The following is a 26,639-nucleotide window of genomic DNA, read 5'->3' as shown; positions in this document are numbered from 1 at the left end:
TAGTATTGACAATCATTTTCATCTAGCCTGTTCGGTGTGATCGACCAGCACCGCGTTCCCCTCGTCCTGATCGGCGGTCTGCCCGCCCACGGCACCCGGCACCTCGCCGACCGCTTCGCCGACGAACCGAACACCGCCGTGGTGTACCACGACCTGCGCGACGTCGCCGACGGCGTGGTACACCGCACGGTGCGAGTCCACGGCACAGCGGACACCGCCATCGTGCGACTCGACCACGGTTGCGTCTCCTGCACGCTGCGCCACGACCTGCTGCCGCTGCTGCGCCGGCTCGCGCGCACCGCGGGCGTGGACCGCCTCGTGTGCCACCTCGACCGCGTGCTCGAACCCGACCGCGTGTGCTGGGAACTGCACCGCACGCCCGTAGACGGCGAGACCGTGCTCTCCGACGTGGAGATCGCCGGGGTCGTCACGGTGCTCGACGCAGGCACCTGGCTCGCCGACGCCACGGGCGACGACCTGCTGGCCGAGCGCGGGTGGCACGGAGCGGGCGACGACGGCCGCACCGTGGCGCAGGTGGCACTGTCGCAGGTGGAGTTCGCCGACGTCCTCGTGCTCGCGGGCCACGCCCCCGACCCGTGGACCGCCGCGCGCACCGGCGCCGTGCGCGCCAGGGTGGCACCGTCCGCGCCCCTGCTCGACCTGCCGGGACTGACCGGTGACGCCCTGCTGCGGACGCTGGCCGAGGCACCCCGGACCGCGCGCCGGGGCGCCCCCGTGGACCCGCACGGCGCGCTCGTGCGGGGCGAACCGCCGCTCGACGCCGACTGCGGTGTCGAGCTCACGACGTTCTCGGCGCAGCGGCCCTTCCACCCCGGCAGGCTGTACGACGCGCTCGACGTGCTGCTCGACGGCGTCGTGCGTACCCGGGGACGGCTGTGGGTCGCGAGCAGGCCCGACAGCGCGCTGTGGCTGGAATCGGCGGGCGGCGGTCTCGGACTCGCCGTGCTCGGCCCCTGGCTGGACGCGCCCGACTCGCCGGACTGGGACGAGGTCACCGACGAGCGAAGCGCACTCGCGTCGCTGCGCTGGCACCCCGTGTGGGGCGACCGGGCACAGGAACTCGTCGTCGTCAGCCACCTCGCCGAACCGCGCGAGATCCGCGAGGCACTGTCCGGCGCGCTGCTCACCGATGCCGAACTCGCCGAGGGACGCGAGGCGTGGGCGGCCTACCCAGACCCGTTCGCCCACCACGGCGAGCACCCCGTCACCACGACCGGAAAGGACAACGCGTGAACTTCGGCAGGTTCCACCGACGCGACGGAAGGCGGCAGAGCTGATGGCGGTCCCGAAGCGCAGGACGTCACGGGCGAACACCCGCGCCCGCAAGGCCCGCTGGATCGCGGGCGCGCGGCGGGCCGATCCGGGCCTGGTGCCCATCACCGTCGACGGCGAGCGGATGCTCGTGCCCCGCAGGCTGGTCCGGTACTTTCACAGCGCGCACAGCGCCGCTACCGAGTCGGGAAACGGAGGTGGCCGACGGTGAATCCCGAGACCGCGGGACACGTGTTCCACGCCGCGCGCGACGAGTTCGCGCTGTGGTCGGCCCGGCTGTGGCGCCCGCTCGGTGAACTGCTCACGGCCGTGTCCCGGCCCGCACCGGGCGAGCGCGTGTTCGACGCCTGCTGCGGCGCGGGGGCCTCGGCACTGCCCGCCGCCCGTGCCGTCGGGCCCGGCGGAGTCGTGGACGCTGTGGACGCCGCGGCCGGTCTCGTCGCCGACGCGGCACGACAGGCCGAAGCCGCCGGGCTCGCCCAGGCGCGCTTCCACACCGGTGACGTGCTCACCTGGGACGGCGGAGCCGAACCCTACGACGTCGTGCAGTGCGGCTACGGGGTGTTCTTCTTCCCGGACATGGACGCGGGCGCGCGGGCGCTGCTCCGGCGGCTGCGGCCCGGTGGCCGGTTCGCCGTCAGCTCGTGGCTCGCGGGTGGGATGGACCGGATCGTGCCGGTGGGCCACGCCGCCGCCGTGCCGGAACGACCCGAGCTGGCCCACGGGCAGCGGCCGAGCGCGAGCGACCGCCTCAACTCCGAGGAGAAGATGCGGTCCTGGCTGCTGTCGCTGGGACTGGTCGACGTCGAGGTCCACCCGGTGGACTACCGCTTCCCCCTGCATCCCGACGACGCCTGGACGTTCTACCTCGGCGCTGCCCTGCGCGGGTTCGTGCAGGGCTTGCCGCCCGAGGCGCTGGAGCGTGTGCGGGCACGGTTCGAGGCGGGGCTGCGCGAGGCGGACCTCGGCACCCTCGACGCGAGCAGCCTGGTCGGCACCGGGCGCGTGCCCTCCTGACGCGGGTGCGGCCGCATCGCCGCCCCGACGTGCGAAGATGAGCCGATGCGGCAGATCGACACCGACCGTAACCTCGCGAAGGCCATCCTCGACGAACTGCGGGGCGCGATCGTCAGCGGGGAACTCGTGCCGGGCACGCTGTACTCGGTACACGATCTCGCCGCGCGGCTCGGGGTCTCCCGCACACCCGTGCGGGAGGCCCTGATCCAGCTCGCCGAGCGGGGCATGGTGCGGTTCGAACGCAACCGCGGCATCCGCGTGTTGCAGACCTCGCTGCACGACCTGGAAGAGGTCTTCGCCATCCGCCTGCTGCTGGAGGTGCCCGCGACCTTCCGTGCGACCGGGCAGCGCACCCCCGGCCTCGTCGCCGACCTTCGCAGCCGGCTCGACGAGATGCGGCGCGCGGCGGCCGAGCACGACGAGACGGCCTTCATGGCGGCCGATCGGAGGTTCCACGAGGCGATCAACATGGCGTCGGGCAACCTGCGCCTCGCGCGTTACGTCGACTCGCTGCGGGACATGGTGCTGCTGCGTGGCAGCTCCACTGTGGACACCAGCAGGGGACTCGGCGACATCCTGGCCGAGCACGAGGCCATCGCCGAGTTGATCGAGACGGGCGGCGCGGACGAGGCGGCCGACGCCATGCGGCAGCACCTGCTCACCACCGCGCGGCTGCTCATCGCCCAGGAATCCGCCGAGTTCTCCGGGGCCGGCGAGCAGGTCCCGCCCGTGTCCTACGACTGGACCCGCCTCGCGAACTGACCGGGACCGCGCCCGTCCCGGCGGCCGGGCGCCCGCCTTGACGAGTAGCATGCCACATGCCACTCTCGGTGTGCTGCCGACGCTCACCGGGGAGGGTCCATGACCGCCTACCTGCACGAGACCGTGTTCACGTGGGGCGCCACCCCGCTGAAGTTCGGCGCGGGTGCCGCCGACGAGATCGGCCACGACCTCGCCCAGCAGGGCGCTCGGCGGGTGCTGATCGTGACCGACCCCGGCGTCGCGGCCACCGGAGTCCCCGAGCGGGTCGCCGACGCCGCCAAGGCCGCCGGGATCACCGCCGAGATCTTCGACGGGGTCCACGTCGAGCCCACCGACGTGAGCGTGCTCGACGCCGTCGCGTTCGCGAGCCAGTCCGAGTGGGACGGCTTCGTCGGCGTGGGCGGGGGCTCCGCGATCGACACGGCGAAGGCCGTCAACCTGCTGACCACCTACCCGGCGAACCTGTTCACCTACGTCAACAAACCACTCGGTGAAGCGGCGGCACCGCCGGGCCCGCTCAAGCCGCTCGTCGCGGTGCCCACCACGGCCGGGACCGGCTCGGAGACCACCCCGGTCTGCATCATGGACTTCCTCGACCTCAAGGTTAAGTCCGGCATCAGCCACCCCCGGCTGCGGCCCACCACCGCCGTCATCGATCCGCTGCTCACCCTGTCGATGCCGCCGAGAGTGACCGCCGCCAGCGGGATGGACGTGCTGTGTCACGCGCTGGAGTCCTACACGGCCAAGCCGTTCCACTCCTTCGCCCGCCACACCCCCGAGACCCGGGTCGCCTACAACGGCGCCAACCCGATCTCCGACGCGTGGACCGAGCGAGCCCTGCAGCTGCTGGCGCGCTCGTTCCGCAGGGCGGTCCTCAACGGCGGCGACCTCGACGCGCGCACCGACATGATGCTGGCCGCCACGTTCGCGGGCATGGGATTCGGCAACGCGGGCGTCCACATTCCCCATGCCTGCGCCTACCCGATCGCCGGCCGCGTGCGGGACTACCGGCCCGCCGACTACCCGCCCGAGGAGGCGCTCGTCCCGCACGGCGAGTCCGTGGCGCTGACCGCGCCTGCGGCCTTCCGGTTCACCTTCCCCACCGCCCCGGACAAGCACGTCCACGCCGCGACCCTGCTCGACCCCGCCGTGGCCGCCGAGCACGAGCCGAGCGAGAAGCTTCCGGCCGCGCTCACCGCGCTCATGCGCGACATCGGCCTGCCGGCCGGGCTCGACGGCGTCGGGTACGGGACCTCCGACGTGCCCGCGCTGGTGGCGGGTGCGCTGCAGCAGCAGCGGTTGCTGGCGGTCGCGCCCCGGACCGTGCGCGACACCGACCTGGAGGCCATCCTCACCGACTCGGTGCGGAATTGGTGACGACCATGCGTTCCCTCGTCGACGACCTCACCGGCGCGGTGTCGGGCGAGGTCGACGACAGCGCCGCCGCCCGCGCGATGTTCAGCATGGACGCGTCGAACTACCGGCACGTCCCGAAGGCCGTCGTCTTCCCTCGCGACGCGGACGACGTGGCAGCGACCCTGCGCGTCTGCCGGGACCACGGCGTGCCCGTCACCGCGCGCGGCGCCGGGACCGGCATCGGCGGCCAGGCACTCGGCGAGGGCGTCGTGCTGGAGTACGGCCGCCACCTCAACCGCGTGCTGGAGATCGATCCCGAGCGGAGAGTGGCGCGGGTGCAGCCCGGTGTCGTGCTCGACACGCTGCGTGCCGCCGCCGCCGAACACGGGCTGACCTTCGGTCCCGACCCCTCCACCCACAGCCGCTGCACGCTCGGCGGGATGCTCGGCAACGACGCCTGCGGGTCGCACTCGGTGGCGTGGGGACGCACGGCGGACAACGTCGTCTCACTCGACGTCGTCGCGGGCGACGGCACCCGGCTGACGGTGGGACCGGGCGACGCGGTCACCCCGCTCGACCCGCTCGACCCCGACGACACCGAGGGCGCCGAGCGCATCCGGGAGGCACTGCGCACGCTGACCCGGCAGCACCTCGCGCTGCTGCGCACCGGGTTTCCCACCCTGCCGCGGCGCGTGTCCGGCTACGCGCTCGACGCTCTGCTGCCGGAACGCGGCGGCGAGGTCGCCAGGGCGCTGGTGGGCAGCGAGGGCACCTGCGTGCTGCTGACCGAGGCCACCGTGCGGCTCGTGCCCTCGCCCGCGGCCAGGGCACTCGTGGTGGCCGGGTTCGCCGACGACATCGCCGCCGCCGACGCCGTGCCGCAGGTGTTGCCGCACGCGCCCCTGACCGTGGAGGGCATGGGCGCCGACCTCATCGACATTCTGCTGGCCCGGGGCCGCCGTCCCAGCGCGCTCGACGCGCTGCCCGCCGGGCGCGGGTGGCTGTTCGTCGAGGTCGGTGGCGACGATCCCGCCGAGGCGCGGGACTCGGCCGAGGCCCTGGCCGCGGCGTTGGCTCGCGAGACTGCAGCGACGACGTCGGTCACCACCGACGCCGCACGGCAGCGGCAGCTGTGGTCGATCCGCGAGTCCGCCGCGGGCATCGCCACCCGCATGGCCGACGGCTCGGAGGCGTGGCCCGGCTGGGAGGACGCCGCCGTGCCCCCGGAGCGTCTCGGCTCCTACCTGCGCGCCTTCCGCGCGCTGCTCGCCGAGTACGGGCTGCGCGGCATCCCGTACGGGCACTTCGGCGAGGGCTGCGTCCACGTGCGCATCGACTTCGACCTGCTCACCGACGACGGCCTTCGCACCTTCCGGCGCTTTCTCACCGACGCGGCCGATCTGGTCGTCGCCCACGGCGGGTCGCTGTCCGGCGAGCACGGCGACGGGCAGGCCAGGGCCGAACTCCTGCCCCGGATGTACTCGGCGGACATGCTGCGCCTGTTCGAGGCGTTCAAGGCGATCTGGGACCCGGACGGCCTGCTCAACCCGGGCACGCTCGTGCGGCCCCGGCCGCTGGACGCCGACCTCCGCTTCTCCGGGCCGGTGCGCGATCTACCGCTCACGCTGCGCTACCCACACGACGGGGGCAGCCTCGCCACCGCCACCCGCCGGTGTGTCGGCGTCGGCAAGTGCGTGGACACCACCACCGGCGTCATGTGCCCCAGCTACATGGTCACCGGCCGGGAGGAGCACTCCACGCGCGGCAGGGCCCGCCTGCTGGCCGAGATGATGCGCGGCGAGACGATCACCGAGGGGTGGGACTCCACCGAGGTCCGCGACGCACTCGATCTGTGCCTGGCGTGCAAGGGGTGCCTGTCGGACTGTCCGGTCGATGTGGACATGGCGACGTACAAGGCCGAGTTCCTGCACCAGCACTACGCGGGCCGGGTGCGCCCCGCCAGCCACTACTCCCTCGGGTTTCTGCCGCTGTGGGCCCGGCTCGCCTCGCACGCGCCGTCGCTGGTCAACGCGGCGCTGCGCGCCCCCGGTGCCGCACGGCTGGCCAAGCGGCTCGGCGGCATCGCCGACGAACGCGCACTGCCGTCCTTCGCCCGCACCACGCTGCGGCGCGCGTGGCGGCGCAGACCCACACCATCCCGGGGTGAGCGGCCCCGCGTCGTGCTGTGGCCCGACACGTTCACCGACCACTTCGCGCCCGAGATCGGCGTGTCCGCCGCCCGCGTGCTGGATTACGCGGGTTTCGACGTCACGCTGCCCCGCTCACCGGTGTGCTGCGGGCTGACCTGGATCTCCACGGGACAGCTCGGCATCGCGCGGCGGGTGCTGCGGCGCACCCTGCGGGTGCTGGCCGACGACCTCGCCGAGGGCGTGCCGGTCATCGGTCTCGAACCGAGCTGCCTCGCCGTACTCCGGCACGACGTCCACGACCTGCTCGACACGCCACCCGTGCCCGCGCTGACCCTCGCGGAGTTCCTCGACCGCGAGGGCGTCGAGTTCCCCCGGCTCGACGTGCCCGCCGTGACACAGCAGCACTGCCACCAGCACGCCGTCCTCGGCCACGACGCCGACGAACGGGTGCTGCGGCGCGCCGGTGTGGACAACGTGACCCTCGACTCCGGGTGCTGCGGGCTCGCGGGCAACTTCGGCGTCGAACGGGGCCACTACGACGTGTCGGTCGCCGCCGCCGAACGGGTGCTCGCGCCCGCCGTGCGCGCCGCGTCACCCGGCACGCTGGTCCTCGCCGACGGGTTCAGCTGCCGCACCCAGATCACCGACCTCACCGGACGGCGCTCCCTTCACCTGGCGCAGGTGCTCGATCACGCCCTGGGTACGCGAACGTGGTCGAGACCCCCCACCAAAGAATGAGATACGCCTCACAGCTTTGCGCCATTCGGGTGTCGCGAGGTTGAATCGAACGGAAACGACCGGTGCAGGACCCGGTCGATGACGCAAGGAGGCGAAGGTGCCTCAGGTGCCTCAGGACGGCAACGATCCCGAGTTGAACCATCGCGAACGCGCGACCCTGTTCGCCGTGGCGCAGGGCGGCGCGGAACTCACCTGCAGCTGCGAGCCCGACCTCTTCGTGGACGGACTCGCGTGCTGTGACCAGACCACGGTCCACCGGCTCGCGCGAGCGGGCCTCATCGCCCCCGCCCACCCCGGCACTCCCGGCGGGCGCGTGCCCGCCGTCCTCACGGACGCGGGCAAGCGAGCCCTCGGCACCCTGCCCGCCCTGGCCTGACGCCGTGTCCGCAGGCCACGTAGCCGTGTCCGCAGGTTGCGTAGCCGTGTCCGCACTTCACGTAGGGATGTCCGCATCGTGCGGTGCGGACATCCCTACGCAGGCTGCGGACACGATGTGTCAGGGCGACACGCGGAACGCCGAGATGCCCGTCACGGCCTGACCAACCGACAGCGCGTGCATCTCCTCCGTGCCCTCGTAGGTGAGCACGGTCTCCAGGTTGTTGGCATGCCGCATCACCGGGTAGTCGAGCGAGATGCCGTTGGCGCCCAGCAGTGAGCGGGCGGTGCGGGCCACGTCCAGTGCCGCCCGCACGTTCGCGAGCTTGCCGAAGCTGACCTGGCTGTAGTGCAGCGCGCCGGAATCCTTCAACCGGCCGAGCCGCAGCGCGACGAGCCCGGCCCGCGTGGTCTCCACCACGAGATCGGCGAGCTTGCGCTGAGTGAGCTGGTAGGCCGCCAGCGGCTGGCCGAACTGGCTGCGTGTCGTGGTGTACTCCACGGCCGTCTCGCAGCAGGTGCGTGCGGCCCCGACGGCGCCGAACACGATGCCGAACCGCGCCTCGTTGAGGCACGACAGCGGCCCCTTGAGCCCGGTGACGCCGGGCAGCACCGCGTCGGCGGGCAGCCGCACGCCGTCGAGCACCAGCTCGGCCGTCAGCGACGCGCGAAGTGACAGCTTGCGCGGGACCTCGCGGGCGGAGAAGCCGGGCGTGTCGGTGGGCACCACGAAGCCCCGCACGCCGTCGTCGGTGCGGGCCCAGACCACGGCGACGTCGGCCACGGTGCCGTTCGTGATCCACAGCTTGGTGCCGTCCAGCACCCAGTCGCTCCCGTCCCGCCGCGCGCGCGTGCGCATCGACGCCGGGTCGCTGCCCGCCTCGGGTTCGGTCAGCCCGAAGCACCCGAGCGCCTCCCCCGACGCCAGCGACGGCAGCCAGCGCTGTTTCTGCTCCTCGCTGCCGAACCGGTGCAGCGCGTACATCGCCAGCGAGCCCTGCACCGACACAAAACTGCGCAGCCCCGAGTCGACGGCCTCCAGCTCGCGGCAGGCGATGCCGTAGGCCACGGCGGACGAGCCCGCGCAGCCGTAGCCCGACAGGTGCATGCCGAGTACCCCCAGCCGGCCGAATTCGCGCGCGAGATCGCGTGCCGGAAGGGTTGCGTTTTCATACCAATCCGCCACGTGAGGGGCCAGTTCCGCGTTCGCGAACCGTCGCACCGTGTCACGGATGTCGCGTTCGTCGGCGGTCAGCTCGCCGTCGACGTCGAGGAAATCTCCTGGGTCCGTACCGGTCTCAACCATGAGCCAGACCCTACCGCCGCCCCAGGTTTGACCAGGTCACGGCGTGGTAGACCGGCGAAAGCACAGTTCCGCGCTGATCGTCAATCCCGGCGTGTTGTTTCCCACGCGAAACCTCGCGCCTATTTGGCTAACCCGAAGTTCACATTAGTGTCGTAAGACCGGCGAACCCGGGAGTCCCATTGTCGCGCGCCGGAACCGCCGAACCGTGGGCGGTCCCGAGGACCGCGTGATGCTCCGCCCGCCGCACAACGCCGTGTGGTCACCCGATGTGCCTGCAACCGTTCGCGCTGTAGCGACATCGACCTTTCCTGATCTGACCATCGCAACATCGGGCCGGGCCGTTAGCCGACTGGTGCGACGAACTCGCGCGCCAGCCGACTTTCCGCCCGGCCCGGTTGTGCCGAGCAAGAGGAGGGCCGCCAGCCGTGACCCGTCCCGTACCGCACAGGCCCACCGAGGGCCTGTACGACGAGCAGTACGAGCACGACGCCTGTGGTGTGGCCTTCGTCGCCGATCTCGCGGGCCGTGCCAACCACGACATCGTCGCGAAGGCTCTGGTGGCGCTGCGCAACCTGGAACACCGCGGCGCCCGCGGCGCCGAGCCCGAGACGGGCGACGGCGCGGGAATCCTCATCCAGGTCCCGGACGCCTTCTACCGTGAGGTGACCGGCTTCGACCTGCCCGAACCCGGCGGCTACGCCGTGGGCACCGCGTTCCTGCCGCGTGACGAGCAGGTGCGCGGCAAGGCGATCTCGACAGTGGAGCGCATCGCCGCCGAGGAGGGCATGCGGGTGCTGGGCTGGCGCGAGCTGCCCGTCGACACCGCGCACGTCGGCCCCACGGCGGCGGCGACGATGCCGCACTTCGCGCAGGTGTTTCTGGCCCCGCAGCGCGACGATGTGACAGGACTCGCACTGGAGCGTGCCGCGTTCTGTGTGCGCAAGCGCGCCGAGCACACGCTGGCCGAGCAGGACGTCTACTTCCCCAGCCTGTCGTCTCGCACCATCGTCTACAAGGGAATGCTCGCCGAGCCGCAGGTCGAGCGGTTCTTCCCCGACCTGGCCGACGAGCGCGTCCACAGCGCGATCGGGCTGGTGCATTCGCGGTTCTCCACCAACACGTTCCCGTCGTGGCCGCTGGCGCACCCGTATCGCTACGTCGCCCACAACGGTGAGATCAACACGCTCAAGGGCAACCGCAACTGGATGGACGCGCGGGAGTCGCAGCTCGACTCGGACCTGTTCTCCGGTGAGCTGTCCCGGCTCTACCCGGTGATCACCCGCGGCGCGAGCGACTCGGCGTCGTTCGACGAGGTGCTGGAGCTGCTGCACCTGGGCGGGCGCCCGCTGCCGCACGCGGTGCTCATGATGATCCCGGAGGCGTGGGAGAACCACGACGAGATGGACGCGGCGCGCCGCGCGTTCTACGAGTTCCACGCGACGCTGATGGAGCCGTGGGACGGCCCCGCGCTGGTGTCGTTCACCGACGGTACGCAGATCGGCGCGGTGCTGGACCGCAACGGGCTGCGCCCCGCCCGCTACTGGGTCACCGAGGACGGCCTTGTGGTGCTGGCCAGCGAGGTCGGGGTGCTGGAACTGGATCAGGCCACCATCGTGCGCAAGGGGCGGCTCGAACCGGGCCGCATGTTCCTGGTGGACACCGCCGAGGGCCGCATCATCGACGACGAGGAGATCAAGAGCGGCCTGGCCGAGGAGCACCCGTACGGCGAGTGGCTGGAGTCCGGCCTGCTGCGGCTCGGTGAGCTGCCGGAACGCGAGCGCGAGGTGCCGTCGCACGCATCGCTGGTGCGCAGGCAACAGGCGTTCGGCTACACGGAGGAGGAGCTGGGGGTTCTGCTGGAGCCGATGGCCCGCACGGGTGCGGAGCCGATCGGCTCGATGGGCAACGACTCCCCGCTCGCGCCGCTCACGAGCAGGCCCCGGCAGATCTTCGACTACTTCACCCAGCTGTTCGCGCAGGTGACGAACCCGCCGCTGGACGCCATCCGCGAGGAGCTGGTGACCGCGCTGGGCACCCAGCTGGGCTCGGAGCCCAACCTGCTGGAGGCGGGCCCGCAGCACTGCCGCAAGATCGTGCTGCCGTTCCCGGTGCTGGACAACGACGAGCTCGCCAAGCTGGTGCACGTCAACGACGACGGCGACCTGCCCGAGTTTCAGTCCCACACCGTGCACGGCACGTTCGAGGTCGCGGGCGACGGCGAGGCGCTCGTACGGCGGCTGGCCGAGATCCGCGCCGAGGTCAGCGAGGCCATCGCGGGCGGAGCGCGGCTGATCGTGCTGTCCGACCGGGGTGTGGACGCCGAGCACGCGGCCATCCCGTCGCTGCTGCTCACCGGCGCCGTGCATCACCACCTGGTGCGGGAGAAGACGCGCACGCAGGTGGGGCTGGTCGTGGAGGCCGGTGACGCCCGCGAGGTCCACCACATCGCGCTGCTCATCGGCTACGGCGCCGCCGCCGTGAACCCGTACCTGGCGATGGGGACCGTCGAGGAGATGGCCGAGCGCGGCAGGCTGGGCACGGCCACGCCGAAGCAGGCGACCCGCAACCTGATCAAGGCGCTGGGCAAGGGTGTGCGCAAGACGATGTCCAAGATGGGCGTCTCGACCGTCGCCTCCTACACCGGTGCGCAGATCTTCGAGGCCGTCGGGCTGGGTTCGGAGGTCGTCGAGGAGTGCTTCGCGGGCACCACGTCCCGGCTGGGCGGCGTGGGCTTCCCGCTGCTGGCCCGCGAGGTCACCGAGCGGCACCGGCTGGCGTTCCCGGCCGACGGCGTCCACGCGACGCACCGCGAACTGGCCATCGGCGGCGACTACCAGTGGCGGCGCGAGGGCGAACCGCACCTGTTCAACCCGCAGACGGTGTTCAAGTTGCAGCACTCCACCCGCTCGGGCAAGTACGAGATCTTCAAGGAGTACACCCGCGCGGTCGACGACCAGTCGCAGCAGTTGATGACGCTGCGCGGCCTGTTCGAGTTGAAGGAGGGCGTGCGCCCGCCGGTGCCGGTCGAGGAGGTGGAACCGGTCTCGGAGATCGTCAAGCGGTTCGCCACCGGCGCCATCTCGTACGGTTCGATCTCGCAGGAGATGCACGAGACGCTGGCCATCGCGATGAACCGGCTGGGCGGCAAGTCCAACACCGGGGAGGGCGGCGAGGACCCGGAACGGCTCTACGACCCGCAGCGGCGCAGCGCCGTGAAGCAGGTCGCGAGCGGCCGGTTCGGGGTGACCAGCGAGTACCTGGTCAACGCCGACGACATCCAGATCAAGATGGCGCAGGGAGCCAAGCCCGGCGAGGGCGGGCAGCTGCCCGGCGGCAAGGTGTATCCGTGGATCGCGAAGACCCGGCACTCCACGCCGGGGGTGGGGCTGATCTCGCCTCCGCCGCACCACGACATCTACTCCATCGAGGACCTGGCGCAGCTCATCCACGACCTCAAGAACGCCAACCCGGACGCCCGCATCCACGTGAAGCTGGTGTCGGAGGTCGGCGTCGGCACGGTCGCGGCGGGCGTGTCGAAGGCCCACGCGGACGTGGTGCTGATCTCGGGCCACGACGGCGGCACGGGCGCCTCGCCCCTGTCGTCGATCAAGCACGCGGGCGGCCCGTGGGAGCTGGGGCTGGCGGAGACGCAGCAGACGCTGCTGGCCAACCGGCTGCGCGACCGCATCGTGGTGCAGACCGACGGGCAGCTCAAGACCGGCCGCGACGTCGTGATCGCGGCACTGCTGGGCGCCGAGGAGTTCGGCTTCGCCACCGCGCCGCTGGTGGTGTCGGGCTGCATCATGATGCGGGTCTGCCACCTGGACACCTGCCCGGTGGGGGTGGCCACGCAGAACCCCGAGCTGCGCGCCAAGTTCTCCGGCAAGGCCGAGTACGTGGTGAACTTCTTCGAGTTCATCGCCCAGGAGGTGCGGGAGTACCTGGCCAAGCTGGGTTTCCGGTCGATCGCCGAGGCCGTCGGGCACGCGGAGGTGCTGGACATGCGCCAGGCCGTGGACCACTGGAAGGCGGCGGGGCTGGACCTGTCGCCGGTGTTCCACGTCCCCGAGGTGGAGTCCGGCGCCGCGCGGCACCAGGTGGTGGCGCAGGACCACGGGCTGGACAAGGCGCTGGACAACACGCTGATCCAGCTCGCCGAGGGTGCGCTGCACTCGGGCGACCGGGTGCGGCTGGAGCTGCCGGTGCGCAACGTCAACCGCACGGTCGGCACCATGCTCGGCGCGGAGCTGACCAAGCGGTGGGGCGGCGAGGGCCTGCCCGACGACACCATCGACGTCACGTTCACGGGCACGGCTGGCCAGTCGTTCGGCGCGTTCGTGCCCAGCGGCATCACGCTGCGCCTGCTCGGCGACGCCAACGACTACGTCGGCAAGGGCCTGTCCGGCGGCCGGATCGTGGTGCGCCCTCCGCACGACGGGCAGTTCGCCGCGGAGGACCACATCGTCGCGGGCAACGTGATCGGCTACGGCGCCACGGGCGGCGAGCTGTTCCTGCGGGGCCAGGTCGGCGAGCGGTTCTGCGTGCGCAACTCGGGCGCGCTCGCCGTCGTCGAGGGTGTCGGTGACCACGGCTGCGAGTACATGACCGGCGGACAGGTCGTGGTGCTGGGCCGCACGGGCCGCAACTTCGCGGCCGGAATGTCGGGCGGCGTGGCCTACGTGCTCGACCTCCAGCCGGGCCGGGTCAATCCCGAGATGGTGGACCTCGATCCCCTCGACGACGAGGACGAGGAGACACTGCGCGACGCCGTCGAGCGGCACTACACGGAGACCGGGTCGGCGGTGGCGCACGCGCTGCTGGCCGACTGGGAACCGGGCCTCGCGCGGTTCTCGAAGGTCATGCCGAAGGACTACAAGCGGGTCCTGCAGGCGCGCGCCCAGGCGGAGCGCGAGGGCAGGGACGTGAACGTTGCGATCATGGAGGCGGCGCATGGCTGACCCCAAGGGTTTTCTCACCACCAAGCGACAGACTCCGCGATCCCGGCCGGTCGACCTCCGGCTCCGGGACTGGCGGGAGGTCTACGAGGAGTTCGAGCAGTCGAAGCTCACCGCCCAGGCGGGCCGCTGTATGGACTGCGGCATCCCGTTCTGCCACCAGGGTTGCCCGCTGGGCAACCTCATCCCGGAGTGGAACACGCTGACGTGGCGCGACGACTGGCAGAACGCGATCGAGCGCCTGCACGCCACGAACAACTTCCCGGAGTTCACGGGCACGCTGTGTCCCGCGCCGTGCGAGACCGCGTGTGTGCTGGGCATCAACGACGACGCCGTCACCATCAAGCGGGTCGAGATCTCGATCATCGACCGGGCGTGGGACGAGGGCTGGGTCACGCCGCAGCCGCCGGAGTCGAAGACCGGCAAGCGGGTGGCGGTCGTCGGTTCGGGCCCGTCGGGGCTGGCGGCGGCGCAGCAGTTGACGCGCGCGGGCCACGACGTCGTGGTGTACGAGCGGGCGGACGCCATCGGCGGGCTGCTGCGCTACGGCATTCCCGAGTTCAAGATGGAGAAGTTCCGGCTGGACCGCAGGCTGGAACAGATGCGCGCCGAGGGCACGGAGTTCCGTGCGGGCGTGAACGTGGGTGTGGACCTGTCCACGCGGGAGCTGCTGGACGGCCACGACGCGGTGGTGCTGGCCGGTGGCGCGACGGCGTGGCGGGACCTGCCCGCGCCGGGCCGCGACGTGCCCGGTGTGTACCAGGCGATGGAGTACCTGCCGCTGGCGAACCGGGTGGCGAGCGGGGCGCTGGAGTCGTCGCCGATCGACGCGGCGGGCAAGGACGTCGTCGTGATCGGTGGCGGTGACACGGGCGCCGACTGTGTGGGCACGGCGCACCGGCAGGGTGCGCGGTCGGTCACGCAGCTGGAGATCATGCCGAAGCCGCCGGAGTCGCGCTCGGAGGCCCACCCGTGGCCGACGTATCCGATGATCTACCGGGTGTCGTCGGCGCACGAGGAGGGCGGCGAGCGGCTCTACTCGGTGAACACCCAGGAGTTCGTCGCCGGGCAGGACGGCCAGCTGGCGGCGTTGCGGCTCGTGGAGGTGCAGCGCGACGACGACGGCCGGTTCGTTCCCGTCGAGGGCAGCGAGCGGGAGATTCCGGCGCAGCTGGTGCTGCTGGCGATGGGTTTCGTCGGCCCGCAGCAGGAGGGCCTGCTGGACGGGCTCGGCGTCGAGCTGGACCAGCGGGGCAACGTCGCCCGCGACGCGTCGTTCGCGACGAGCCTGGACAAGGTGTTCGTGGCCGGCGACATGGGCCGTGGGCAGTCGCTGATCGTGTGGGCCATCGCGGAGGGCCGTTCGGCGGCTGCGGGCGTGGACGCCTACCTCACCGGCCGCGACGTGCTGCCAACCCCGATCGCGCCCACGGACCGGCCGATCAGCTGAGCCGGGTGCCGGGTGATGCGGTGACGGGAATCCGCACCGCATCACCCGGCCGCGCGCACCGCGAGCCCGGCCGCCACGGCCACCGAGGCCGCACCCACCAGGCGGGACAGGCGGACGGCGCGGCGCAGGTCGCGGGAGCCCGGCGGCGGGCCGTCGCCCAGCGTGCCCCGGTGCTCGACGCGGGCGCCGTAGGTGTTCGTCCCACCGAGCCGCACCCCGAGCGCGCCCGCGAAGGCGGCCTCGACCGGCCCGGCGTTCGGGCTGGGGTGCCGGTGCGCGTCACGCCGCCATGCCCGCACGGCATCGCGCGGGCGGCCCCCGACGGCGGGTGCGAGCACGCCGGCCAGCGCGGCGGTGAGCCGCGCGGGCACGCTGTTGGCGAGGTCGTCGAGGCGCGCCGAGGCCCAGCCGAACCGTTCGTGGCGCGGCGTGCGGTGACCCACCATCGCGTCGAGCGTGTTCACCGCCCGGTACGCCACCAGCCCCGGCACTCCGGCCAGCCCGCCCCACACCAACGGCGCCACGACGGCGTCGGAGGTGTTCTCGGCAATGGACTCGGTGGCGGCCCTGGCCAGTTGTTCGCTGTCGAGGCCGGTGGCGTCGCGCCCGCACAGGTGCGGCAGCCGCCGCCGGGCCGCGGCAAGGTCCCCCGCGTCGAGCACGTCGGCCATGCGCTCGCCCTCGGCGGCGAGCCCGCGCCCGCCGAGCACCGCCCAGGTCGCGACGGCGGTCAGCGCCACGCGCGCCGCGGGCTTGCGCGCGGTGGCCGCCTGCGCGAGCGCGCCCGCTCCGGCCATCGTCCCCACGCACAGCGCGGTGTAGCAGGCTCCGCGGCGACGCGAGTCGGCCCACCACCGCCGCTCGAGGGCCCCGGCCGCGGCCCCGAACGCCGCCACGGGATGTCCCCGGCGAGGATCACCCGCGATCGTGTCGATCGCGTACCCAGCGACGATGCCGACAGCCACGAGATTCCCCGACGAGATCACGGCACAGACCTTATCCGGTGGGCAACAATGCCAGGCATGACAAACGATCCGACGCGGCGCGCGGCCGGGCTCGTGGCGCACGGGCTCGAGTCCGGAGCTCGCGCACTCCGCCGCTACACCCGCCAGGTCGCCGGCGGTGGCCGGGTGCTCGTCCTGGGCGGTGTGCGCTCAGGCAAGTCCCGCCACGCCGAAGAGCTGATGTCCCGGCACGGGCACGTCGTCTACTTCGCGGGCAGCCGCCCACCCAGCGACGACGACCCGGAGTGGACGGCCAGGGTCGCGGCGCACCGGGCCCGGCGACCGCTGGCGTGGCGCACGATCGAGAACGCCGACCTCGCCGACACGCTGCGCCGCTCCACCGCGCCGATGCTCGTGGACTGCCTGGGCACGTGGCTGACCCGGGAACTCGACGAGCTCGGCGCGTGGGAACAACGCCGGGGATGGCAGCAGCGGGTCGACGACCGGCTCGCCGACGTGGTGGAGGCGTGGCGCTCCGCCCGCGTGCCCGTGGTGGCGGTGAGCAACGAGGTCGGTTCGGGCATCGTGCCCTCCACCGTGTCGGGGCGACTGTTCCGCGACGTGCTCGGTGCCCTGAACACCGCTGTGGCCGCCAACTCCGACTCGGTGCGACTGGTGGTCGCGGGCCGGGTCCTGCACCTGTGAGAGGACGTACTGTGCGTTTCGATATCCCGCTGCCCGACGACACCGCCCGCCTGGAGGCGCTGGCCCACCTCGACGGCCTCGTGAAGCCGGTCGGTTCCCTGGGGCGGGTGGAGGAGCTGGCCGCCTGGCTGGCCGCCGCCCACGGCAGCATGCCGCCCCGCCCGCTGGACGACGTGCGCGTGGTCGTGTTCGCCGGTGACCACGGCGTGTCCGACCCGGCAGGCCCCCACGGCGCCGTCTCGGCCTACCCGCGCGAGGTGACGGCGTCGATGGTGCGCGTGTTCCTCGCGGGCACCAGCGGCGTCACCGTGCTGGCACGCCAGGTCGGCGCGCGGGTGCGGGTGCTGGACATCGCGGTGGACGGCGAGCTGGCGGACGTCCCCGCCGAGGTCACCGCCCACAAGATCCGGCGCGGCTCCGGCTCGATCGACGTCACCGACGCGCTCGCGCCCGGCGAGGCCGAACGCGCCCTGGCGGCGGGCATGGCGGTGGCCGACGCGGAGATCGACGCCGGGGCGGACCTGCTGATCCCCGGCGACATGGGCATCGGCAACTCCACGGTCGCCGCCACACTGGTGGCGGCCGTACTCGGATTGCCGGCCGAGGACGTCGTGGGCACCGGAACCGGTGTGGACGAGGCGGGGCGCGCCCGCAAGGTCGCGGCCGTGCGCGCCGCGCTCGCCAGGACCGCCGACCGCGCGAGCGACCCGCTGTCGACGTTCACGGCGCTGGGCAGCGCGTGCGCGGCGGCCACGGCGGGTTTCGTGCTGCGCGCCGCCGAACGCCGCACGCCCGTGCTGCTCGACGGCGTGTTCTCGTGCGCGGCGGCGCTGGTGGGCGCCGAACTGGCCCCGGAAGCGCCGCGCTGGTGGCTCGCGGGCCACCGCTCCACGGAGCCGTCCCAGGCGTTCGCGCTGAAGGCACTCGGGCTGACGCCGCTGCTGGACCTCGGCCTGCGGCTCGGCGAAGGCAGCGGAGCCGTCCAGGCGGTACCACTACTGCGCTCGGCGCAGGCCGTGATCAGCGAGATGGGACTGCTGGCCGATCTGGCGTGAGCCGCTGGCCAGGCGGGCTCACACCTGCCTGGCCAGGGTGAATCGACCCGAGAATGCGGTACTTTCGGAAGAGCCAACTCCAAGCAACCCTACTTCTGTTGCATAAAAAAGAGCGACAAATTGATCACTACACCAATAGCGGACAAAACCACGATATAGTAGAATCCTATTATTAACCCTCCAATAACAGCGGTCAAACAACACGCAACGCCGACCAACGCTAACGCTTTGACGACTTGCTCTCTGCTCAACAGTCACACCTATCTGCACTAGAGGCAATCGAGAAACTCACTCCCCGCCGCACCTGTCAACGCGCCGTCATCCGGAAATCTCAATCGCCCTCCAAGCACTCGGATGAACGGAACGCTTGACTGATCTGGTGCAAGCCTCTGACCCAGCGAGCTCGCACCTGCCTGGTCAGACGATGCTCAATCATCGAAGAATCCAGGACCTGAATTCCAGTACGACGTGATTCACGTTGCCTGGACCGGAGAACTGACCTACGACGAATATTTCAGGCTTTCCAACGCGAAATTCCAGTTTCAGCCGCCTCCGCAGACCTCCGCCAAAAAACTCCAACAAATTCACGCAACAACATCAGCGGACACAACATTGTCGCGCGATGTTGACCAATTTTTCCCACCCAAGCGAGAGTCGAGCGCGTGAGATGTGAACAATACGCGATGACTTGTCAGCCATAAAAGCCCGCCGACCGCGTTGTTCGCACCTTGCCTCCGATTCGCGGGATACCTGGCGAACACTCGCTCGCCAGCCAAGGGCTCGACGTTGTCGGGGAACACAAACTCGAAGGGCATCTCCGCAACTCTCTAAGCGAAAGCCACCGTAACGGGACGCCGGCCGATCTGGCGTGCGCCTCTGGCCAGGCGGGTCTACACCTGCCTGGCCAGAGGTTCAGACCTCATGGGGCGCTGACTGGGTCATCCACCGCTAGCACACGAGCGCACCGACGACGGTCTCCGAGAACGCGCCACCGGTGCGTCCCAGGACGCTTCCGTCCGACAGTCCCCCGCCACCGCCGAGCGTGCCTCCCAGCCAGCCCCCGGTGACACCGGATCTCGCGTCGGACACAACCGGGACAGCCGCACAGTGCCCAAGACCGTCCCGATTCCGATCGAGTGCCGCGACTCGCTGTTCGATCCGGTCGATCCGGTCTTCCTCCGAGGTCGCATACGGTGCGCCGACGTTGTCCCAGCAGTAGACCCCCAGGAAACCGACCAGGGGAAGACACCGATCCGAAGGCTCGTCGGAGGAGAATTCCCGCGACGCCAGTTCGACGTCCGTTTCGGTGATCTCCGGACGATTTCGGCGCTTGTCCTCGTACTCCTGCGCTCGGAGCATGACCTCGGCCCGGCGAGCGTCGTCGGCGGCCAGCGCCGCCGCCTCGTCGCCGAGACCCGCCGCCAGCGCTTCCGCACGGGCCTGCTCGGCTGCGGTGTAGGCGCCGCCAGCGTAGTCGCGCGCGTCGGCAGCCGAACGATGGTGACCGACGACCGACTCCGTCTCGTCGCTCGCGGCCCGTCTCGCGTCGTCCGCCGCCTCCTTGACGCTCGCCATCGCCACCTCGGCCCGTTCCGCCGACGCCTGGACCTCGTCCGCCGCCGTCCCGGCCTGCTCGGCGTAGTCGGCGGCGCGTGCCGCCGAGTCCTCGGCTTCTCTCGCGTAATCGGCCGCTTCGTCCGTCGCGCCACGCGCCAGCGCGGCCGACTCCGCCGCCGTGTTCGCGTCCCAGCCCGCTTCGGCTGCCCCCTGCAGGCCGAGGACGGCCAGGCGGTCCATCTCGTCGGCGTGCGTGGCTGCCTGCTCATCGCGCTGCACGGAGAGCTGATGCCCGGACGACACGAAGTTCTCCGTCCATGGCGGTGGCCCGTGCAGAGCCGCTTCGGCCGCGCTCTGAGTCCTCGGACCACCGGCGGACTTGATCCGGGCGGTCGCGAACCTCATGTCGATCTGTCGCGCCTCATGCTGACCGACCTCCAGGAACTGACGCACGTCCTCCGGCGTGCCGTCCAACGCGGCTTCGGCGGCCTCGGTGACCGCAGGCCCGATCGCGGCAGCCTTGATCTTCGTGGTCTGTAACCGCTCGTAGGTGACGCGGCCCTCGTAGTCGCGATCGGCTAGGAACTCGCGCACCTGCTCGTCCGTACCGTCCAGCGCCGCCTCGGCCGCCGCCCGCAGCTCCCCCGGCTCGCCCTGCTCCGCGATAGTCGCCACGGTCGCGCGGTCGTCCTGGATCGCGGCGGCCTCCCGGCCAGCGCTGAGCCAAAGCCGGATGTCGGCGTCCGTCCCCGTCAACGCGAGCTGGGCCGCCTGGCGGCTCCACGTTCCCCCGGTGGTCAGGATGTCGACCGCCGCCTGTCGGCCGCTGGTCAACACTGTCTGGTCATCCGCATCCGGCGCGGTGGCCGCCTCCAGCAACTGCCGGGTCCGCTCGCTGATCCGGGCCTCCTCGGCCCGGTCCCACGCCTGACGGTCCTGGTGGGCCTCCCACGAATCGTGTGCCTGCTGGGCGGTGTGGACGAGCGCCAGCTCGTCCTGCTCGACCCGCTCCGCCTCTGCATCCCGGGCCGCCCCGAGGGCTTCCTGGGACTGCTCGGCGGCAGCCACCGCGGCGTGCGCCGCGTCGATGGCGCTGTCGGCATGGCTGGCCGCGTCCTCCGGTCCGCCCGCCTGGTCGCCCGCGTGCTCGGCCGCGTGCTCGGCAGCGGCGGCCGCGTCGTTCGCGTCCTCGAAAGCCGAGGTGGCCGTGTCGGCCGCGCTGTCGGCTGCGGCGGCCGAACGGTCGGCCAGGGTGGTGGCCTCGTCCACCGCGCGCTGAATTTGCTGCGCCTGCGCCCGCGCCTCGTCGCCCGCAGCGGCAGCACGGTGTGCCTGCTCGTCGGAAACCCCGGGGTACTGGCCTGCCTGCGTCGCGGCGGCACCCGCAGCGGCGACGTGGGCCGCGGTACTCGCGGCCGTCCCGCCCGCCGAGGCCGCGTCCCGCGCCGCGCTCCCGGCGTCGCGCGCCGCGTCCGCCGCCCGGTTCGCGCCCGTCGCCGCGGTGCGGGCGATCTCGGCGGCGTCGCGTGCGGCCGGAGCCTGGGCGGCATCCAGCGCCGCAGCGGACGCGGCCGAGTACGCCTGCGCCGCCGCCTGCTCCGCCAGGCCCGCCGCCGAGGCCGCGTGCGAGGCCGCGTCGGCCGCCACCCGCGCCGCATCGATCGCCGCGATCGCCGCGCCGATCGCCGTGCGCGCGGCCACGACTGCCTGCCGCGCGGCACGCGCGGCCTCGCCCGCAGTGGCGGAAGCGAGCGAGTCATCACCCTGGGCCGCTTCGGTCTCCGCTCTGGCGCGCTCCGCGGCGTCCTCGGCCCGCTCCGCCGCCGCGACGGCACGACTGGTGGCCCACTCTGCTGTCACAGTGTGTTCCCGGGCCTGCTGACCGGCCCTGTCGGCACGCTCGACCAGTTCGGTCACCGTGGCCGGCTCGCCGTCGCGGGCCCGGGCCACCTCCCACTCATGCTGGAGAAACAGCGTGAGTGCCTCGACAGTGTCGGCGTCCAGTGCCGCCTCAGCCGCCTCCCGTACGGACTCTTCACCGGTGGCTTTGGCGCGGGTCACCTGAAACCTGAGATCGGTGTGGTGCCGCTGCGCCCATCCCTGCCGCAGGAACTCCTCCAGCGCTTCCTCGGTGTCGGCGTCCAGCGCGGTCTCGGCGGCCAGCTGCACCGCCTCGCCACCGGTCGCTTTGGCGCGGGCGGTCCGGAACCGCAGGTCTGTTCGGTAGGACGAGCGAAACCCCCCGTCCAGGAAGGATTCCAGCGCCTCGGTGGTGCCGACCTCCAGCACCTCGTTCGCCGCGAATCGCAGGGCTGGGCCGCTGCTGTCCATCATCCAGCCGACCCGGACTCGGAGATCCTGGTGCCGGGCGCGCTCGGACCCGCCGTCCAGGAACTCTTTGAGCTCGTCCGCGGTGCCCGCCAGGGCCTGCCCGGCGGCAGCACGCAGCGCGTCCCCGCCGTCGAGCCACATCCGCATGACCTCGGACCGGTCCTGCGGGGTCACCAGCTGCTCGTCCGCCCCGACGACGGGCGCCGACATGGCGCTACTCGCGAGAACGCCGACCACGAGCCCCGACACCGATCCGGCCCGAAGCTGACGGCGTCGTCTTCGACGCTGCTGATTCCGTTCGACCACGCGCGCACTCTCCCCAGCGATAGTTACCCCCGCTAATCGATCGCCCACCCTTCCAGACCGCGAGAAGCACACACAATCGGCTTTTCAGGGCAATTGACGACATAGTGGACGGCATCGTGGCCTGCGTCGCAGCACCCTCTGTAGAAAAGATCGTGAAACGAGCAATGACCAGAGACGAGCTGTTTCCGATCGCACCGTCGCGACTCGCGGGATCACGATCGCTGCCGTAGAACGGCGGCATGAGTGCCAAGCCTGGTCCCGCCGAGTCCGGGACTGAGCGCATCAGCGCGGGAGAGTTCGTCGGGACCGCCGCCGCGCACGCCACGCTCGCCGTGCCCACCGCCCGGCCGGACGAGCCGGTCGACACCGTGCTGTCGAACCTGCGCGGGCACCGCTTCGACAGTGCGGCCGTCGTGGCGGTGTGCCGCGACGAGCGGCTGGTCGGGCTGGCCTCGATCGAACGACTGCTGGGCGCCACACCGGGGACAGCGGTGGCCGCGGTGATGGACGCCGATCCGCCCGTGGTCACTCCCCGGACCACACAGGAGACGGCCGCGTGGAGGGCGGTGCACCGGGCCGAACCCGGGCTCGCCGTGGTCGACGACGACGGCGTCTTTCGCGGTCTCGTTCCCCCCGATCGGCTGATGGCCGTGCTGCTCGCCGAGCACGACGAGGACCTCGCGCGGCTCGGTGGTTTCCTCGGCACCGCCTCGGCCGCGCGGGCGGCCAGCGGCGAGCGGGTCCGTCGGCGGCTGTGGCACCGGTTGCCGTGGCTGGTGGTCGGGTTGCTCGGCGCGATGCTCGCGGCCGGGGTGGTCGGCGCGTTCGAGGACGTTCTCGAACGGCAGGTGCTGCTGGCGTTCTTCGTGCCCGCCGTGGTCTACCTCGCCGACGCGGTCGGCACGCAGACCGAGACCCTGGTCGTGCGGGGCCTGTCCGTCGGGGTGCCGGTGCGCCGGGTCGCGGTGCGGGAGTCGGTCACCGGGCTACTGATCGGTGTCTGCCTGGCCGCCGCCGCGGCGGCGCTCACGCTCTGGCTCTGGGGAGACGGGCAGGTGGCCGTCGCGGTGGGCATCGCGCTGGTGGCCGCGTGTTCGATCGCGACCGTGGTCGCGATGATCCTGCCGTGGCTGCTGTCCCGGCTCGGCGTTGACCCGGTCTACGGCTCGGGCCCGCTGGCCACCGTGGTGCAGGACCTGCTGTCGATCCTGGTGTACCTGGCCGCCGCCACGGCGGTCGTGACCTGACTGCGGTGGCGAGCCTTCAGTCCTCCAGCACCGCGCGCAGGGTTTTCAGGAACGGGGCCATATCCGTTCGCACGGCCAGGCGCAGCCAGTCCGGGCCCAGTCCGGGGAAGGTGTCGGCCCGGCGCACGGCGTAGCCCTCGTCTCGCAACCGCAGCCGGACGCGGGCGCCGTCCGGCACGCGGATCAGCACGAACGGGCCACGCGGGGTACCGGGCACCTCGACACCGCACCCGCCCAGCTCGCCCAACCCGGCCACCAGCGCACCGAGGTCCCGTTGCGCGTCCTCGGCCAGCGCCTCGGCCTCGGCCACGGCGTCGGCGCGGCTGCATGCCGCCAGCGCCACGGCCGACGGCGTGGAGACCGACCACGGCGGTTGCACCGCCCGCAGCGTGTCGATCACGTCCGGCTCGGCCAGGACGTATCCCGCGCGCAGGCCCGCGATTCCCCATGTCTTCGTCAGGCTGCGCAACACCACCACGCCCGGCAGGCGCCGCCCCGCCAGGCTCTCCGGCTCGCCGGGGACCGCGTCGAGGAACGCCTCGTCCACCACAAGCAGCCGTCCCGGCCGCGCCAGCGCACGCAGCGTGCCCGCCGGGTGCAGCACCGACGTGGGGTTGGTGGGATTGCCGACGAACACCAGGTCGGCGGTGTCCGGCACGGCGTCCGGGTGCAGCACGAAACCGTCGTCGGCGTCCAGCACCACCCGGCGCACCGGGTGCCCCGCCGCCCGCAACGCGGCTTCGGGCTCGGTGAACTGCGGATGCACCACCACCGCCTCGCGCGGGGTGAGCGCCGTGGCCAGCAGCGTGAACGCCTCGGCGGCACCCGCCGTGGGCAGCACGTCGGCCGCCTCGCGTCCGTGCCGCGCGGCCACGGCCTCGGTGGCGGCCCCCGGGTCCGGGTAGGCGGCGAGGTCGGCCAGGCAGTCCGCCAGCTCGCGGCGCAGCCACTCGGGCGGCCGGGGCAGCCGCACGTTCACCGCGAGATCCACCAGGCCGTCGCCGACCTCGCGGTCACCGTGATGATGCAGGTCGAATCCGTGCTCATCCACTGTGGACCGCCGTGGCGAAGCGCCTTGCCAGCTCCGGGTGCCCCGCCCAGTGGACGTGCAGGTAGGAGGCGTGCAGGGTGGGCGTGGCGAACCCGTCGGCCCGGTCGTCCCACTCCCACGCGGCCGTCTCGCCGTGCGCGGGTTCCACGACGGTGCGGTGGAACTCGTGCCCCGTCACGGCCACGCCGCGTGCGGCCAGCACCGAGTCCGCCGGGGCGGTGGCACGCCGGTAGCCCAGCGCCCCGCCCCGGGTCATGCGCGCGGTCGCGTCCAGCGCCCCCACCATCGGCAGGCCGTCCAACTCCCGGCACAGGTACAGCAGCCCGGCACACTCGGCCACCACCGGCATCCCCCGCGCGATCGCGGCTCCCACCGCCGAACGCAACGCGGTGTTGCCGGAGAGATCGGCCACGTGCATCTCGGGAAACCCGCCCCCGAAGTAGAGCCCGGCACAGCCCTCGGGCAGCGCGCTGTCGCGGATCGGGTCCAGCTCCACCACGTCGACACCCGCAGCGCTCAGCAATTCCGCCGTCTCCGTGTAGCGGAAGGTGAACGCCTCCCCCGCGGCGGCGGCCACCACCGGGCGCGGCCCGGACGCGACCGCACCCACCTCGTCGGCGGGATTCCACAGCGGCCCGCCCAGCGGCGCGGCCGACCGCGCCACCCGCACCACGGCGTCGAGGTCCACGCCACCGCGCACCCACTCGGCCAGCCGAGGTGACAGTCGCCGCGCCTCGCCCTCCCGCTCCCCGGCGGGCACGAGCCCGAGGTGCCGCCCCGGCGCGTGGACGTCCTCGCTGCGCCGCAACGCCCCCAGCACGGGAATGCCGGTCGGGCGCAGTGCGGCGCGGATCTCGTCCTCGTGCCGCTGCGAACCGAGCTTGTTGAGGATCACCCCGGCCAGCTCGACGTCCGGGTCGTAGCGCGCGAAGCCCAGCACCAGCGCCGCCACACTGCGGCTGGCCGCGCTCGCGTCCACCACCAGCACCACCGGCGCGGACACCAGCTTGGCCACGTGCGCGGTGGAGGCATAGCCCTCGGTGCCGAGCGCGCCGTCGAACATCCCCATCACGCCCTCGATCACGGCGAGGTCTGCTCCGCGCGCACCGTGCCGCAACAGCGGCACCAACCGGTGCTCACCCTGGAGGAACGGGTCGAGGTTGCGCGGCGGCGTGCCCGTCGCCACGGCGTGATAACTCGGATCGATGAAATCCGGCCCCACCTTGTGCCCGGTCACCGCGACCCCGCGCTCCCGCAACGCCGCCAGCAGCCCGGTGGTCACCGTGGTCTTGCCGTGGCCCGATGCGGGCGCGGCGACCACGATCCTGGCTACCATTCGATGCCCCGCTGACCCTTCTGTCCCGCGTCCATCGGGTGCCTCACCTTGGTCATCTCGGCCACCAGGTCGGCGGCGTCGAGCAACCGCTGCGGCGCCCGCCTGCCGGTGATCACGACGTGCTGCCTGCCCTGCCGGGCGAGCAGCGTGTCCACGACGTCGTCGGTGTCGATCCAGCCCCAGTGCAGCGGGTAGGTGAACTCGTCGAGCACGTAGAAGTCGTGGCGCTCGTCGGCGAGCCTGCGCTTGATCTCCGCCCAGCCCTCGCGGGCGTCGGCGGCGTGGTCGTCCTCGGAACCCTTCTTGCGGGCCCAGCTCCAGCCCTCGCCCATCTTGTGCCACTCGACCCGGCCGCCCTCGCCGCTCGCGTCGAGCGCGCGGAACGCGGCCTCCTCGCCCACGCGCCACTTCGCGGACTTCACGAACTGGAACACGCCGATGTTCCAGCCCTGGTTCCACGCCCGCAACGCCATGCCGAACGCGGCCGTGGACTTGCCCTTCATCTCTCCCGTGTGGACGGCGAGGATCGGCCGGTTGCGGCGCTGGCGGGTCGTGAGCCCGTCGTCGGGCACGTACTCCGGTTTGCCCTGCGGCATCAGGAAGCCTTTCTGTCACTTGCGGGACACCCGCACCCGGTCGGGCTTCCCGACGACCACACCATCCTCGTCACGAAGCCCTCCTGTCACTTGCGGGACACCCGCACCC

General features: G+C 72.2%; 18 protein-coding genes. 12 read left to right on the top strand and 6 right to left on the bottom strand.

Annotation, left to right across the window (positions count from 1 at the left end):
• Positions 1-36: 36 nt before the first annotated feature.
• The 7 genes from mrf (at position 37) to FFT09_RS20375 (ending at position 7,692) form a co-directional block, all read left to right on the top strand.
• Positions 37-1,254, top strand: a complete 1,218-nt coding sequence (gene mrf, locus FFT09_RS20405; protein WP_208544474.1) for a ribosome hibernation factor-recruiting GTPase MRF — start codon at positions 37-39, stop codon at positions 1,252-1,254.
• Positions 1,255-1,297: 43 nt separating this feature from the next.
• Complete coding sequence (locus FFT09_RS20400) at positions 1,298-1,504, top strand: 50S ribosomal protein L32 (RefSeq protein WP_138383692.1); 207 nt, start codon at positions 1,298-1,300, stop codon at positions 1,502-1,504.
• On the top strand, positions 1,501-2,310 hold the full coding sequence (locus tag FFT09_RS20395) for a class I SAM-dependent methyltransferase (protein ID WP_138383691.1): 810 nt from the start codon (positions 1,501-1,503) through the stop codon (positions 2,308-2,310). The genes FFT09_RS20400 and FFT09_RS20395 overlap by 4 nt, the downstream gene beginning before the upstream one ends.
• A 45-nt stretch (positions 2,311-2,355) precedes the next feature.
• Positions 2,356-3,072: a GntR family transcriptional regulator gene (locus tag FFT09_RS20390; protein ID WP_081194307.1), complete on the top strand. Its 717-nt coding sequence runs from the start codon at positions 2,356-2,358 to the stop codon at positions 3,070-3,072.
• A 99-nt stretch (positions 3,073-3,171) separates the two neighbouring features.
• The gene (locus FFT09_RS20385; protein WP_138383690.1) at positions 3,172-4,449 is read left to right on the top strand and encodes a hydroxyacid-oxoacid transhydrogenase; all 1,278 of its coding nucleotides are present in this window, start codon (positions 3,172-3,174) and stop codon (positions 4,447-4,449) included.
• A 5-nt stretch (positions 4,450-4,454) separates the two neighbouring features.
• Positions 4,455-7,316: an FAD-binding and (Fe-S)-binding domain-containing protein gene (locus tag FFT09_RS20380; RefSeq protein WP_425273072.1), complete on the top strand. Its 2,862-nt coding sequence runs from the start codon at positions 4,455-4,457 to the stop codon at positions 7,314-7,316.
• Between the two features lie 106 nt (positions 7,317-7,422).
• Positions 7,423-7,692 carry a hypothetical protein gene (locus tag FFT09_RS20375; protein ID WP_138383723.1) on the top strand — a complete coding sequence of 90 codons (270 nt, stop codon included), beginning with the start codon at positions 7,423-7,425 and terminating at the stop codon, positions 7,690-7,692.
• Between the two features lie 120 nt (positions 7,693-7,812).
• Here the strand turns inward: FFT09_RS20375 and FFT09_RS20370 are convergent, their stop codons facing one another.
• Complete coding sequence (locus tag FFT09_RS20370) at positions 7,813-8,997, bottom strand: acyl-CoA dehydrogenase family protein (RefSeq protein ID WP_138383688.1); 1,185 nt, start codon at positions 8,995-8,997, stop codon at positions 7,813-7,815.
• Positions 8,998-9,422: 425 nt separating this feature from the next.
• Here FFT09_RS20370 and gltB point away from each other — a divergent pair, with 425 nt between their 5' ends.
• Together gltB and FFT09_RS20360 are read left to right on the top strand one after the other, a co-directional pair.
• Positions 9,423-13,955 (top strand): glutamate synthase large subunit, encoded by a 4,533-nt coding sequence (gltB, locus tag FFT09_RS20365; RefSeq protein ID WP_138383687.1) that lies wholly within the window; start codon positions 9,423-9,425, stop codon positions 13,953-13,955.
• Positions 13,948-15,402, top strand: a complete 1,455-nt coding sequence (locus FFT09_RS20360; RefSeq protein ID WP_138383686.1) for a glutamate synthase subunit beta — start codon at positions 13,948-13,950, stop codon at positions 15,400-15,402. Before gltB ends, FFT09_RS20360 begins: the two co-directional genes overlap by 8 nt.
• A gap of 41 nt (positions 15,403-15,443) precedes the next feature.
• On the opposite strand, the gene FFT09_RS20355 is transcribed toward FFT09_RS20360, so the two are convergent.
• Positions 15,444-16,388: a cobalamin biosynthesis protein gene (locus FFT09_RS20355; RefSeq protein WP_138383685.1), complete on the bottom strand. Its 945-nt coding sequence runs from the start codon at positions 16,386-16,388 to the stop codon at positions 15,444-15,446.
• A gap of 36 nt (positions 16,389-16,424) precedes the next feature.
• Here FFT09_RS20355 and FFT09_RS23170 point away from each other — a divergent pair, with 36 nt between their 5' ends.
• Complete coding sequence (locus FFT09_RS23170; RefSeq protein ID WP_081194293.1) at positions 16,425-17,051, top strand: bifunctional adenosylcobinamide kinase/adenosylcobinamide-phosphate guanylyltransferase; 627 nt, start codon at positions 16,425-16,427, stop codon at positions 17,049-17,051.
• A gap of 11 nt (positions 17,052-17,062) precedes the next feature.
• Complete coding sequence (gene cobT, locus FFT09_RS20345) at positions 17,063-18,106, top strand: nicotinate-nucleotide--dimethylbenzimidazole phosphoribosyltransferase (protein WP_138383684.1); 1,044 nt, start codon at positions 17,063-17,065, stop codon at positions 18,104-18,106.
• Positions 18,107-19,054: 948 nt separating this feature from the next.
• Here cobT and FFT09_RS20340 read toward each other — a convergent pair.
• A complete protein-coding gene (locus tag FFT09_RS20340) occupies positions 19,055-22,204 on the bottom strand; it encodes an ALF repeat-containing protein (protein WP_138383683.1) in 3,150 nt (1,049 codons plus the stop codon).
• 335 nt (positions 22,205-22,539) lie between these two features.
• On the opposite strand from FFT09_RS20340, the gene FFT09_RS20335 reads away from it, so the two are divergent.
• Positions 22,540-23,547, top strand: coding sequence for a magnesium transporter (locus tag FFT09_RS20335; RefSeq protein ID WP_138383682.1), 1,008 nt, complete (start codon positions 22,540-22,542; stop codon positions 23,545-23,547).
• 16 nt (positions 23,548-23,563) lie between these two features.
• On the opposite strand, the gene cobC is transcribed toward FFT09_RS20335, so the two are convergent.
• From cobC to cobO, 3 genes are read right to left on the bottom strand one after another with little or no spacing between them, the layout of a single operon-like run.
• The gene (gene cobC, locus FFT09_RS20330) at positions 23,564-24,598 is read right to left on the bottom strand and encodes an Rv2231c family histidinol phosphate aminotransferase CobC (protein ID WP_138383681.1); all 1,035 of its coding nucleotides are present in this window, start codon (positions 24,596-24,598) and stop codon (positions 23,564-23,566) included.
• The gene (locus FFT09_RS20325; RefSeq protein ID WP_081194283.1) at positions 24,591-25,934 is read right to left on the bottom strand and encodes a cobyrinic acid a,c-diamide synthase CobB; all 1,344 of its coding nucleotides are present in this window, start codon (positions 25,932-25,934) and stop codon (positions 24,591-24,593) included. Before FFT09_RS20325 ends, cobC begins: the two co-directional genes overlap by 8 nt.
• Entirely contained in the window at positions 25,928-26,530 is a 603-nt protein-coding gene (gene cobO, locus FFT09_RS20320) for a cob(I)yrinic acid a,c-diamide adenosyltransferase (RefSeq protein ID WP_024876716.1), read from the bottom strand. Before cobO ends, FFT09_RS20325 begins: the two co-directional genes overlap by 7 nt.
• Positions 26,531-26,639: the final 109 nt, after the last annotated feature.

The sequence above is a fragment of the Saccharomonospora piscinae genome (assembly GCF_005862235.1).
Classification (GTDB): Bacteria; Actinomycetota; Actinomycetes; order Mycobacteriales; family Pseudonocardiaceae; genus Saccharomonospora; species Saccharomonospora piscinae.
The sequence above is the reverse complement of the archived record's forward strand: the minus strand, read 5'-3'. Positions and strand labels throughout refer to the sequence as shown.

Excerpts from the sequence above, each read along its gene's own strand:
- FFT09_RS20400 (WP_138383692.1), top strand. The coding sequence starts at position 1,298 with ATGGCGGTCCCGAAGCGCAGGACGTCACGGGCGAACACCCGCGCCCGC.
- FFT09_RS20390 (WP_081194307.1), top strand. The coding sequence starts at position 2,356 with ATGCGGCAGATCGACACCGACCGTAACCTCGCGAAGGCCATCCTCGAC.
- FFT09_RS20385 (WP_138383690.1), top strand. The coding sequence starts at position 3,172 with ATGACCGCCTACCTGCACGAGACCGTGTTCACGTGGGGCGCCACCCCG.
- FFT09_RS20380 (WP_425273072.1), top strand. The coding sequence starts at position 4,455 with ATGCGTTCCCTCGTCGACGACCTCACCGGCGCGGTGTCGGGCGAGGTC.
- FFT09_RS20370 (WP_138383688.1), bottom strand. The coding sequence starts at position 8,997 with ATGGTTGAGACCGGTACGGACCCAGGAGATTTCCTCGACGTCGACGGC.
- FFT09_RS20360 (WP_138383686.1), top strand. The coding sequence starts at position 13,948 with ATGGCTGACCCCAAGGGTTTTCTCACCACCAAGCGACAGACTCCGCGA.
- FFT09_RS23170 (WP_081194293.1), top strand. The coding sequence starts at position 16,425 with ATGACAAACGATCCGACGCGGCGCGCGGCCGGGCTCGTGGCGCACGGG.
- FFT09_RS20340 (WP_138383683.1), bottom strand. The coding sequence starts at position 22,204 with ATGTCGGCGCCCGTCGTCGGGGCGGACGAGCAGCTGGTGACCCCGCAG.
- FFT09_RS20335 (WP_138383682.1), top strand. The coding sequence starts at position 22,540 with ATGAGTGCCAAGCCTGGTCCCGCCGAGTCCGGGACTGAGCGCATCAGC.
- FFT09_RS20325 (WP_081194283.1), bottom strand. The coding sequence starts at position 25,934 with ATGGTAGCCAGGATCGTGGTCGCCGCGCCCGCATCGGGCCACGGCAAG.
- cobO (WP_024876716.1), bottom strand. The coding sequence starts at position 26,530 with ATGCCGCAGGGCAAACCGGAGTACGTGCCCGACGACGGGCTCACGACC.